Source organism: Acinetobacter sp. ABJ_C4_1, assembly GCF_044538495.1.
Taxonomy (GTDB): domain Bacteria; phylum Pseudomonadota; class Gammaproteobacteria; order Pseudomonadales; family Moraxellaceae; genus Acinetobacter; species Acinetobacter nosocomialis_A.
The window spans coordinates 25,206-37,487 of sequence record NZ_JBIUCQ010000023.1 but is presented as its reverse complement, the minus strand read 5'-3'; the positions used below and the strand labels follow the sequence as shown (position 1 = coordinate 37,487).

Annotated in this window: 11 protein-coding genes and 1 pseudogene; 5 read left to right on the top strand and 7 right to left on the bottom strand. The window is 39.7% G+C overall.

What is annotated here, in order from left to right:
• Positions 1 to 565 precede the first annotated feature (565 nt).
• From ACIF8R_RS17875 to ACIF8R_RS17860, 4 genes and pseudogenes are all read left to right on the top strand, one after another.
• Positions 566 to 742: pseudogene (locus ACIF8R_RS17875) on the top strand (MFS transporter); the annotation flags it as partial.
• Positions 735 to 1,136 (top strand): hypothetical protein, encoded by a 402-nt coding sequence (locus ACIF8R_RS17870; protein WP_396482362.1) that lies wholly within the window; start codon positions 735 to 737, stop codon positions 1,134 to 1,136. The pseudogene ACIF8R_RS17875 and the gene ACIF8R_RS17870, both read left to right, overlap by 8 nt.
• A 95-nt stretch (positions 1,137 to 1,231) precedes the next feature.
• Complete coding sequence (locus ACIF8R_RS17865) at positions 1,232 to 2,176, top strand: ABC transporter permease (RefSeq protein WP_396482360.1); 945 nt, start codon at positions 1,232 to 1,234, stop codon at positions 2,174 to 2,176.
• Positions 2,176 to 3,057, top strand: coding sequence for an ABC transporter ATP-binding protein (locus ACIF8R_RS17860; protein WP_396482358.1), 882 nt, complete (start codon positions 2,176 to 2,178; stop codon positions 3,055 to 3,057). Before ACIF8R_RS17865 ends, ACIF8R_RS17860 begins: the two co-directional genes overlap by 1 nt.
• A 51-nt stretch (positions 3,058 to 3,108) precedes the next feature.
• Here ACIF8R_RS17860 and ACIF8R_RS17855 read toward each other — a convergent pair whose 3' ends face one another.
• From ACIF8R_RS17855 to ACIF8R_RS17830, 6 genes are all read right to left on the bottom strand, one after another.
• Positions 3,109 to 4,131, bottom strand: a complete 1,023-nt coding sequence (locus ACIF8R_RS17855) for an ABC transporter substrate-binding protein (RefSeq protein WP_396482356.1) — start codon at positions 4,129 to 4,131, stop codon at positions 3,109 to 3,111.
• Positions 4,128 to 5,939, bottom strand: a complete 1,812-nt coding sequence (atzF, locus tag ACIF8R_RS17850) for an allophanate hydrolase (RefSeq protein WP_396482354.1) — start codon at positions 5,937 to 5,939, stop codon at positions 4,128 to 4,130. Before atzF ends, ACIF8R_RS17855 begins: the two co-directional genes overlap by 4 nt.
• 12 nt (positions 5,940 to 5,951) lie before the next feature.
• The gene (locus tag ACIF8R_RS17845; RefSeq protein WP_001118705.1) at positions 5,952 to 6,386 is read right to left on the bottom strand and encodes a CopG family ribbon-helix-helix protein; all 435 of its coding nucleotides are present in this window, start codon (positions 6,384 to 6,386) and stop codon (positions 5,952 to 5,954) included.
• 4 nt (positions 6,387 to 6,390) lie between these two features.
• Complete coding sequence (locus ACIF8R_RS17840) at positions 6,391 to 6,516, bottom strand: hypothetical protein (protein ID WP_396482353.1); 126 nt, start codon at positions 6,514 to 6,516, stop codon at positions 6,391 to 6,393.
• A gap of 212 nt (positions 6,517 to 6,728) precedes the next feature.
• Positions 6,729 to 7,634 (bottom strand): hypothetical protein, encoded by a 906-nt coding sequence (locus tag ACIF8R_RS17835; RefSeq protein ID WP_396482351.1) that lies wholly within the window; start codon positions 7,632 to 7,634, stop codon positions 6,729 to 6,731.
• Between the two features lie 19 nt (positions 7,635 to 7,653).
• Positions 7,654 to 8,007: a winged helix-turn-helix transcriptional regulator gene (locus ACIF8R_RS17830; RefSeq protein WP_396482349.1), complete on the bottom strand. Its 354-nt coding sequence runs from the start codon at positions 8,005 to 8,007 to the stop codon at positions 7,654 to 7,656.
• A gap of 92 nt (positions 8,008 to 8,099) precedes the next feature.
• On the opposite strand from ACIF8R_RS17830, the gene ACIF8R_RS17825 reads away from it, so the two are divergent.
• Positions 8,100 to 8,636 carry an NAD(P)H-dependent oxidoreductase gene (locus ACIF8R_RS17825; protein WP_396482347.1) on the top strand — a complete coding sequence of 179 codons (537 nt, stop codon included), beginning with the start codon at positions 8,100 to 8,102 and terminating at the stop codon, positions 8,634 to 8,636.
• A 39-nt stretch (positions 8,637 to 8,675) separates the two neighbouring features.
• On the opposite strand, the gene uca is transcribed toward ACIF8R_RS17825, so the two are convergent.
• Positions 8,676 to 12,281 carry an urea carboxylase gene (gene uca, locus ACIF8R_RS17820; RefSeq protein WP_396482345.1) on the bottom strand — a complete coding sequence of 1,202 codons (3,606 nt, stop codon included), beginning with the start codon at positions 12,279 to 12,281 and terminating at the stop codon, positions 8,676 to 8,678.
• Position 12,282: the final 1 nt, after the last annotated feature.

The following is a 12,282-nucleotide window of genomic DNA, read 5'->3' as shown; positions in this document are numbered from 1 at the left end:
CATTAAAGTTAATTCTATTTGGTTAGTAACAACTCAAGCTTAGTTAACAAAAATTCAGCCCTTACCTAAAGCTAATAAATTTGTCAAGACTAATCTGTCTACCTGTCATATTTTTTTAAAATTAATTTAATTCTTCCCTAGCACTAAAAAACATACTCTCCGTACGCGACCATATTTTTCTATAGTTTTTTGCTTGAAACATGGTTTTTTTATAAAAATTACAAATTATTATTTTGATGAATGTAATGGCTCAAGCTAAGAGAATTTTATTCGATCTATGTTTTATTTTCTCAGAAATTATGATTCGTAGCCTTCTGGCTCATATGCCTTACTCTTTTTATTTACTGATATTAATACTGCCACCAGTATTCTAAGTGTACTGTCCATTTGTGTAGGCATAGATATACTTAATATTATTTAATCACAATACTTTTGAGCTGATGAGCAATATGGCTACGTTTTAACTTACGCTAATGCCTCTAATATTTTAATTTGCACATTAATCTTGGATTTAATATTAAAAAATCTACTTATTTTTGTTGGTCTATACAACAAATATGTTGCGCTCTGGAATATTAATCGACAAGTTTCATTTAGTGTCGGTACTGTTGTTCTCATTTCGATATATAACTTGATGTCTGGCTCAAGCGATCTACTTCGCTATCAACATACTTTTTTAATTGCAGCTTTACTCTGCTTACTTTCACTCATTCCCGTTTTAAAGGAGAAAACCCATGTTTAATCAAATGGATCAAGCCATTCAAAGTGTCATTGATCTACATGTTTTAATAGAAAATGTATTTACAGGCAAAAATGCAGAACAAAGTCTCACACCACTTTTAAACAGTTTTGATCAAAATTTTAAGATGGTTACGGTTCAAGGTCAGAGTATTGGTTTAGCCGAAGTTAAAAACTTATTTAGTCAAAATATTGGAAAAAAGCCCTCTTTAAAAATCACTATTCTTAAAAGCACAGCCTTATACGAATTTGAAAATTACTGTTGGGTGCAATATCAGGAACATCAGCAAACAAGTGAAACCGAAACAGTACGGACTTCCACAGCCTGCATCAAAGTAGAAGATAAAAAGTGTTATTGGGTGTATTTACATGAAACTTTAGTTCCCTCATCTTCTTAACTCATCTAGAGCACCTTAAAGATGGCACCTATTTTGCTTAACAATATTACGTTTTATGAAAATCGTAATACTGATCAAAATGGGGAGCTCCCGATATGGGTTATGTTGCAAAGGAATTTACGCAAAAGAACAAGCTGATTCTCAGTATTTGTTCTTTCGTTATTCAAATATGTCTTTGGTGCGCAATCAGTTACTTACCTTTTGTTTGGCATCCTCAAGTACAAATCACAAGTTCAGGCAGTGTTCCTTACTTACAAGTAGGAAGTCGCGTTGATAAAAATGTGTTCTATCTCGAAGCACAAAATGCAGTCAATCGAGATTCTGCACCACCACAAGGTATTTTAGTCAATCCAATTTATTTACCCGCTCCCCATGAAGTCGCTAAGGCTTTGGTCACCGCATTTACCACACCACCAGAACAACCTGATTCGCCATGGTTTCATCAAAGTTTATGGCACAGTATTAAACTGGTATTTTCAGCTTTTTTTATCTCTTCCTTAATTGGGATTCCACTGGGTATTTTGTGTGGTTTTTCTAAGCGGATATCCCTGTTAACAGAACCGTTTGTCGAGTTTTTCCGTTACTTACCTGCACCTGCATTTGGTGCGCTTGCAGTGGCAATTTTAGGGATTAATGACGCACCTAAAATTGCCATTATTGTGATCGGCACTCTTTTTCAGCAAATTCTCATTATTGCCAATACCACACGAATGGTTGATCGAAGCTTAATTGAAGCTGGTTATACGCTTGGCACCAATAAGCTCAAAAGTTTATTCCATGTGGTGATCCCTGCTGCCTTACCTGATATTTACCGTGACTTACGTGTGCTATTGGGCTGGGCTTGGACCTATTTAATTGTTTCGGAGTTGATTGGTACGACTTCAGGTATTACATGGTTCATTACCCAACAGGCACGCTATCAAAACTTTGACAATGTTTATGCGGCTATTTTGATTATTGGAGTGATTGGACTGGTCTGTGATTGGGTATTAATGAAATTAGGTGAGCGGGTGTTCACTTGGAAAGTAGGAGCAAAATAATGAACGATTCAACATTTAACGCGCATGAATACTTTCAAAAAATTTATGAACGTCCTGTGATTTTAGAAGCTAAACAACTGAGCCAAGTTTTTAAACATGGTCAAACTGAACGTACTGTTTTAAATAAGCTCGATTTAAAAATTCATAAAAGAGAATTTATTTGTGTGATTGGCCCTTCTGGCTGCGGTAAATCGACGCTAAGCCGTGTTATTGCAGGTTTAGACCCATACCATAGTGGAGAAGTTTTAGTAGACGGCGAATGCATTACGGGGCCATGTCCTGAACGCGGCATGGTGTTTCAGGGCTATACCCTTTTCCCATGGAAAACTGTAAAAGAAAACGTGATGTTTGGCCCGCAAATGCGCGGCGCTAGTCAAATGACAGCAGAGGCGCAAGCACGCGAATGGATCAATATTATTGGTTTAGAAAAATATGAAAATCAGTATCCACTCCAACTTTCTGGTGGCATGAAACAGCGTGTTGCGATTGCTAGAGCCTTGGTTAATCAACCTAAAATTTTACTCATGGATGAACCTTTTGGTGCACTCGACCCACACACCCGTCAAAAAATGCAAAAGCATTTAATGGATTTATGGCACAACATTGATATCACCATTATTTTTGTAACCCATGACATGGATGAGGCCATTTTACTGGCAGACCGAATTGTGGCACTCAAAGCCAACCCAGGTGAAATTAAGGAAATTATTGAAGTTAATTTGCCGCGTCCACGCTCACTCGATTTGATGAGCACACCTGAGTTTAAACAGCTCCGTTCACGGGTAGATTATTTAGTTCACGCTGAAGAAGATGAGCTTGACCCTGCTTTACAAGACTTACCGAAAATACCGCGTATGACTCAGGTCAGTACAGAAAAATAAGAAAGACATTAGAAAGCCCAAGTTCATCTTGGGCTTTTTTATTGATTGGGCTTATTTGAGTTGTTCGATGAGTGTTGGATAAATTAGCCCATCTACATTTTGTTCAGTTTTATAAATACCGTTTCCAAGGTTAAATTTATTGACGTGGTAGCTAGAGCCATAAATCGAGTCAAAGCCTTGAGATTTAGTAAATACTTTTTTATTGGCATTGATATCTAATAGATGCGTACCGCTGACCATCAACTCATATTGCTTTGGATCAACCCCTGAACGGTTTGCCATAATTTTAACCGCATCGGCATGGGTTGCAGGGTCATTAATATATTTAACTGTTTTATCCCACACTTGAATGATTTTTTTCCATTCCTCTTGATGAGCTGTTAAATGACTCATGTTGACTGTTAAGGTGTCGTAAATTAAACCCGGCTTGTCTTTAGAGGTATAGATAATTTTAGAGCCTGCCACTGCTTTTAATGCCTGACCTGCAACGGGTTGCCAAACAGCAATCGCGGAAATATCTGGGCTATTAAACACTTGAGGTAATTGGTTCGTCGCTGAATTTACCAGCTTTACCTCATTTGATTTAATGTTATGGTCGGTTAAAGCTGTTGCCAATAAAAGATGGTCAACCAAGCCTTTTTCGACACCGATCGATTTTCCTTTTAAGTCTTGAATGGTATTAATGCCCTCTTTTGCAATAATGACATCATTGCCCGCAGAATAATCTGTTGCCATGATCATCATGCCTTGCGTACCGCCCGAAGCTGTTACCAAGTTATCGCCATTGGTGACCAACACAGCGTCGAGCTGATTTGCCGAAAAAGCCGAAAGCGACGCGGAATAATCAAACCATTTAAACTCTACATTTAACCCTGCTTCTTTTAACCAGCCTTTTTCAATAGCCACTTGCCAAGCCACCCAGCCCGGCCAATCACTATAGCCGATGGTAATTGGTTTTGAATTTGCGGCTGCCTGAGCATCTTGTTTAGCCTCGGGCACTTTAGCCGTATTGTCACATCCACCCAATACAACTGCCGATAAAATAGATACGGATAACAACGCTTTTTTAATCATATAGAAACTTCCCCAACATTTTTACTAACGACACTTTGAGCGGTTTGATTGAGTGACTGTATGTAAGCTCGCCAACCTCCAAAATGGCTAATATCGATTGCATCCTGAATGGCATACGCTTCGCAAATAAAGCCTTTAACCCATGTACCATCTTTTACTTTCAGGTTCCCAATACCAAGTGGTGCAGGTACTTCAGCCACAATGGCTCCAAAATTTGCTAAAGGAACATCCCATACTTCGACTTCAATTGACGTACCTGCTGCATCGCACTGCAGGCCTGGCTTTGGTGGTGTGGTATTTTTTAAGGCAAAGAGTTTATAAGCATCTGCCGTCTGAGTTTTCTTGAGCAAAGTGGCATTACGGCTAGTGAGCTGAAAATTAAGGGGCATGCCTGTTAAATGTGCTCCCACAACGGCAAGCTGTACTGAATGATTCGAATGGATGTTTATACTTTTTTGATAATGTTGAGTTGATTTACCTAAACTCAGCGATGTCTCGGTTTGCCAAAGCTGCGCAAAATTGGCGAGTGCCTGATCGTGCCAAGCTGGTGCAATAAAGGTTACACCGCTTGGTAGACCGTCTTCACGAAGTACATTAGGTAAAGCTAAAGCAGAAAGGTCAGCAAAATTAACAAAGTTGGTATAGGCCCCCATGTGCGCATTTTTAGTTAAAGGATCGGCTTCAACCTCGGCAATGGTGTAAATGGTTGGCGCTGTCGGAACCATCAAGGCATCAAAAGGTTGTAATGCCATATTAATTTTTCGAGCTAATACTGCGCGGTTATATTCGGCTTGAAGTGCATTTATTGCCTTGAATTTATCTGCCTGCGCAATAATCTGGGCAATGACTGGATGAGCCTTTTCACGTGTTGTCATGCGTTCAACGGCGACTGTTCTTTCCGCTACCCAAGCATCGTTATACAGTGCGGCAGCAAGTTCATTAAACACGCTGAAATCAATACTCTCAACTTCATAGCCCAGTTTTTTTACGCGCTCAATTGCAACTAAAAAGGCTTTTTCAGATTCAATATCACCATAAAACTCAAGCTGAGCTGGAATGGCAATTTTTCGTTTAGAAAATTGAGTCGGTATATTGGCTGGATGTATTCGTGAATATTCATCTGTTTCATCATAGCCCTGCATTAAATTGGCAACGGTCCACGCATCATCAATATGCAGTGAAAAAATAGAAATGACATCAATAGTCCGACAGGCAGGAATTAGACCTGTGGTAGAAAACCAGCCTTTTGTCGGTTTAAGGCCCACAATATTGTTATGGCCAGCAGGAACACGCCCTGACCCCGCCGTATCTGTTCCTAGACTAAAAGGCACAATGCCGTTTGCAACCACTACTGACGAGCCAGAGCTTGATCCACCGCTGATATATTCGGGGTTAAAACTATTTTTTACTGCGCCATAGGGAGAGCGAACGCCCACCAACCCAGTCGCAAACTGATCGAGGTTGGTTTTACCAACCACAATCGCCCCTGCTTTTTTCAGCTTGGCAACTACGGTAGCGTCTTGAGTCGCTAAATATTGAACTTCTTTACAGGCAGCAGTAGTGTGAAAGCCAGCGACATCAATGTTGTCTTTAACTGCAAATGGCACACCATATAGAGGTAAGTCAGCAATACTCTGGTCTTTTAAAATATCAATTTGCGATTGAATCTGCTCGTTCGATGCAATTTCAATCCATGCATGATCATCATTTTTAATTTCTGCAACATAGCTGATCAGATCTTCAAGATGGATTTGCCCGTTTTGATATGCTGTTTTCCAGTCTTGGATGGTCCATAAATTTTTCAACACGCTACTCCTCATTTAGTCATTTTGCTGTATAGGCGGCATGACGGCATCCATCAGTTCTAGATGGCCTTTGATTACCCCTTTCAGCACAATAAATTGCTGGCTAATTTGTCTAAGCTCAGAGCTCGCGCCCTGCATTAACATGACTTGCAATATCTTTTGTTGGTCGAGCTGAATATGAAGTGAACTAATCACCTGTGCTAAAAACTGTTGTTGTAAATCGACCAATTGATTGCGTAAGGTCATTTGGCTAGCGTCATAAAGTAGCGTCAAAGTGCCCACCATGACTTCATTGGCCTGTGCCTGCTCCGCAATCAGGTGTTTATTAATCATGTCGACAATGGCTTGCGAGCGACTTTCATAGTTCTGCTCGACAATTTTTTGATCGAGTGCGTTAAGTGTCGTTTCAGGTACGGTAATACTGATTCGAGCAAGCTTTTGTTTTGCCACAGTCTTATCCTTTTGTCTTAGGCAGCTGATTGTTTTGCTTGATATATATGCCTGCACGTACGCTGAGCAATTCGACTAAAAAGGCTTTTAAAGTTGGCTTTGGTTGAATCACAGGTTTTACATCGTTCATATCGCACCTCTAGCTTGGTATTACCAAATTCAGTTTTTGTATTACTGATATGAGATGCAGAAAATGTGCCAATTTTTAAGCGGAGTTTTGATGGGTTTGATGGATATTTATGAGTGATTTTTGGGCAGAAAAAAGCCCCATGCACAGGGATGGGGCTTTAAATATTATCATTAGCTTTTAACGCAAATTAAACAGCAACAAAATTAGAGAAATCATTTGTTAATCCGTATATTTTTAACTTTGCTACTCAATAAATTATAGATTTCAACTTCTAAATCTTTTTGAAAGCTTCCAGATATAGAAACTTTGTTTAATTTATCTAAGTCTAAACTTTTAAAAAGTTCTAAATTTAGATTATATTTCAAGTCATTATTATTAATAATGAGTTCAAAATTTTCTAGTTCACTAATTTTTGAACTCATTATAAAATCAAGGGTCGTTTGGCTAATTGCCATAACATCGTTGCAGTCTTCAATACCTAAATCCACCTCTATAGACAATGATTTTAAATATTTGAAATTTAAAGACTTTGTTAATTCAAATGCTCCATTAATCTCTAATATCTCTAAAGCGGGCATTTTCTCTATAATTTCTGTGATGTCACCTAAATTAGGATATATTCTGCATTCATTGACATAGAGTTCATCAAATCCATATTTGAACACTTTTAATTTAGGAAAGTATTTTTTACTTAAAGCTTTGCTCATTTCACTAAAGTCATCAAAAAAACTCTTATTAAAATCAATATATTCATGCTGCAAACCTATCAACATAAATTCTACTTTTTCATTTAACTCTAATTCGATCATACGGTTAAGATAAGGATAAAATTTAGTAGAACAAAGTGAATAAATTGTTCGAGTTTTTTTGGGAAAGTCTGTTACAGTGAATTCATTATCAACCTCACTTAAAGGCAGTCCAAAGATACAAATGTCACCATGAATATATGGAATAGATAAATATTCAACATTGCCTGACTTATACATCCAAGAAACAGGAAAATCTTCTTTAATTAAAGTAGACTCATTACCATTCATTTTTAATAACTCTTTTTTAAATTGTGTGAAAATAAAAGAAATAAATGCCTCATTCACACGCACATAGTCTAATTTATTCAATACTTTAATGTTTTTAGTCTTATGACTGATTAATCATCGTATGCGCCCAGACAGATAAAGACTCTAAAACAGGTTTAAAAGCCTGACCTAATTCGGTCATTTCATAGACCACCTTAATCGGTGCTTTTTCACCATAAACGGTTCGAGAGATTAAGCCACTTTGCTCTAATTGTTTAAGTTGAAGGCTTAAGGTCATTTCTGTGATGGTGGGCATTAATTGATTGATTTCATTAAAACGTTTTGGCCCATCTTTTAGATAATACAAAATAACGCCTTTCCATTTTCCACCCACCAAATCCATAGCCATACTGATATGACATGGATACGTTTTTCCATTCATGCTGATTTCACATTTATTTTCAGTATTTGCCATTTTTAACGCCACCTATCAACTTTGATAGTTATTGTACACTCTTACTATAAAAATTATAGTGACTATGATTTTTATAGCTACAAGGCATTATTATGGCTTTACTTATTTTGGCCCATCCCTACTACACTCAATCAATTGCAAATAAAACGATAGTGAATGAACTTATAAAAACCTATCCGGACCTTGAAGTACGAGATATTTTCCAACTTTATCCAGACTACCAAATTGACGTGAGTGCCGAACAAGAAGCCTTGTTACGCCACGACACCATCATCCTGCAATATCCAATGTTCTGGTTTAATATGCCGGCAATTTTGAAGTTATGGTTTGATGAAGTTTTTACTTATCAGTTTGCTTATGGCTCTCAAGGCGATAAATTAAAAGACAAAAAAGTCATTATTAGTATGACAGTCGGGCAAAAAGAAGACGATATGGTGAATGATCGGGAAAACTTAATCGATAGCTTTTTAAAAGCGGTTCAATATTCAATTCAATATACGCAAATGCAGTTAAGTAGCACATTCTTGCTTTATGAAGTTTCGCCGTTATCAGGTCATTCAGAGTCTGCAATTAAGTTAAAAGCGGTTGAACATGGTCATAAAGTATTAAAGCATTTGAACGAAGCATAAGATAAAAAGAGAGCATCAATATTGATGCTCTCTTTTGGTTTAAGCAACAGGCGCCAAGGTAAATAGCACTTGTCCTGTTTTTACGGTTTGCCCTTTTTCAATGGTAATGGTTTCAACCTTCATGCGTTCAGGCGCAATAATCGGAATTTCAATTTTCATTGCCTCAATCACTGCAAGGGTTGCACCTTCTTCAACAATATCTCCTGATGCACATTCGATTTTCCAGATTGAACCCGGCATGTGTGATTCGACTGCACAGCCTCCTTCAGGAATAACCACAGTTTCGCCTTCATCAACAGCATCTAGACTTTCAGAGATGTATTCCTGTAAGCCCGCTTCGTGCCAACGGCGGCGTTCAGCCTCGAAATTGGCTTGTTGTGTATCTTTAAAGGCTTGAATGCTGTCTTGATGTGTTTTTAAAAACTCGTTGTATTCTTTTAAGTTAAGCACACCATCTTCAATACGAAGTTTTAGACGACCTGCCTTAAAGTCTTCACGCATTTGTAGAAGTTCAGTCTCAGAAACTTCATAAAACTTAACTTGGTCAAAAAAGCGTAATAACCATGGTTTGCCTTTTTCAAAATTGGCATTTTTACGGTAACGACTCCACATTTGAGTGGTACGGCCAACAAACTGATAGCCACCCGGCCCTTCCATACCGTACACACACATATAAGCACCGCCAATACCGACGGCATTTTCAGGCGTCCAAGTTCGTGCCGGATTATATTTTGTGGTGACTAAGCGTTGGCGTGGGTCCAGTGGTGTTGCAACAGGTGCACCTAAATACACATCACCTAAACCCATCACCAAATAGTTCGCACTATAGACCACATCTTTAACTGCTTGCTTAGAAGCTAAGCCATTAATACGGCGAATAAACTCGACGTTATCTGGGCACCAAGGCGCATCTGGACGAACAATTTGCGTATAGCGCTCGGTAGCAAGCTGAGTTTGTGAATCTTCCCAAGCCAAAGGCAAATAGACAGTCCGTGAAGGCACCTGCATATTTTGAATATCAGGTAACTCGGCTTCTGCTTGTTGAAGTTTCTGTAGAAGCTCCAGTTGATCGAGCTGGATTGAATCAAAATGAATTTGTAGTGAACGAATGCCCGGTGTTAAGTCGATAATGCCCTGAATGTTTTGATCTTTGACCCATTGCATGAGTGCATGAATACGGAAGCGTAAGTTTAGGTCGAGTACTAATTCGCCATATTCCACCAACAAATAGCTATTTCCTGCTGGTCGATAGGTCACGCTTGGTAAGTCAGCTTCACTGTCTAAAGTTGCTAAAACGGCATCTTTTAAAGTGTCAGGTTCTGCTTGAATAGCTGGATTAAAATTAATCTGAGTTGTATCAGTCGCGGTTAAACTTTGATGATATTTTTGATCGAGTATTTTTGCTTGCGCATAACTCACAGGTATAAATTTGACCTTATCGCCTGCTTTTAATTGCCCAATTTTCCAAAGCTCGGAATGAATGACTACCGCAGGGCAAACAAAGCCGCCTAAGCTTGGACCATCCGGACCCAAAATAATTGGCATATCGCCAGTAAAATCAATTGCGCCAATGGCATAAGCACTATCGTGAATATTGGAAGGATGTAAACCTGCCTCACCGCCGTCTTCACGTGCCCACTCAGGTTTTGGTCCAATTAAACGAATGCCTGTACGGCTTGAGTTATAGTGAATTTCAAACTCGTTGGCAAAGAAGGTATCAATATCTTGTTTGGTGAAAAAATCTGGCGCGCCATGTGGGCCATACATGACTGCAATTTCCCAGTTTTGGGTAAAGCTTGGAATTTGTGCTTGAGCTAAAGCTGTGGTCGATTGAGCGGAATATTCAGTAATCGGCAGCATATCACCAATTAATAAATTACGGCCTGCATGCCCACCAAACTGCCCTAAAGTGAAAGTCGCCTGTGACCCTAAATACTCAGGAACATCGAAACCACCTTTCACGCCTATATAGCTACGGCAGCCTGAACGGATAAGCCCACATTTTAAAACTTGGCCTTTTTTCACATTGATGGTTTGCCATATCGGCACAAGTTCTCCATCAAGTTTTGAAAGCATCTCACCGCCCGTAATCACAATTTGGCTGTCGCAGTGAAACTTTAAAGTTGGTCCTTGCAAGGTACATTCAAGCCCTGCGGTATTTGGCTCATTGGCTAAAAGCTGGTTTGCCACAGTTAAACTGAGTGGATCGATGGCACCTGATGGCGGCACCCCAACATCCCAATAACCTAATCGACCTGTTACGTCTTGAATGGCGGTTTGAATACCAGCCTGCAACACCTCAATTTTTTGAGTTTTCCATTCAAACGTATTTAAAAATCGAGTAGTTTGAGTACCTAACGCAAACACATTGCAAGCAATAATGTTTTGCAAATATTCCAGATTGGTTTCGATACCAGCGACTTGCGTGTTGGCAAGGCTAGCACTCATTGCATGTATGGCTTGGTCCCGTGTTGCAGCAGTCACAATGATTTTGGCAATCATTGGGTCATAAAAAGACGATACCGTTGAACCTGTTTCAACCCATGTTTCGACTCGTGCTTGCGGGTCAAATTTAACGTGTGTAAGCAGGCCTGCACTCGGCTGGAACTGTTTAATTGGGTCTTCGGCATAAAGACGAACTTGAATGGAATGTCCTGTTGGCTCTAACTGTTCTGTTGGTGCGGACCAATCGCCACTTGCCAATGTAACCATCCACTCGACTAAGTCGACACCAAACACTTGTTCAGTCACACCGTGCTCGACTTGCAAACGCGTGTTGACCTCTAAGAAATAAAACTCTTGGGTTTCGGTGTCCATAACAAACTCAACCGTGCCTGCCGAGCGGTAGTTCACCGACTGCATCAGTTGAATCGCAACTTTTTGCAGGTAGTCACGTTGTTGTTCATTTAAGTGGGGCGCGGGTGTTTCTTCAATGACCTTCTGATTACGGCGTTGCACCGAACAATCACGCTCACCCAACGCTAAAACTTGCCCTTGCCCATCACCAAAAATTTGTACTTCGATGTGGCGTGCATTTTGTACAAATTTTTCTAAATACAAACCTGCATCTTTAAAATTGACCTGCGCCAAATAAGACACGGTTTGATAGGCATCTTTTAACTCGGTTTCGTTCCAGACCAGACGCATACCAATACCACCACCGCCCGCGGTACTTTTTAGCATGACTGGATAACCAATACGGGCTGCCTCAAACAAGGCCTCGGCCTCATTAGCCAGTAATGAGCTACCCGGAAGTAAAGGCACATTGCTTTTAATAGCCAGCTCACGCGCGGTATGTTTTAAACCAAAATCGAGCATTTGGCTTGAAGTTGGCCCAATAAAAGCGATACCTTGGCTTTCGCACAAATCACAAAACTCGGCATTTTCAGACAAAAAACCATACCCGGGGTGAATGGCTTCTGCACCAGATTGTTTCGCTACCTCAAGGATTTTTTCAATATTTAAATAACTTTGATGGGCAGGTGCAGGACCAATTAGGAAAGCTTCATCGGCCAAAGTCACGTGTAACGAATCACGGTCGGCTTCGGAGTAAACTGCAACCGAAACGATCCCGAGTTTTTTAAGGGTGCGAATTACGCGACAGGCAATTGCACCACGGTTAGCAATTAGAACTTTTTTAAACATG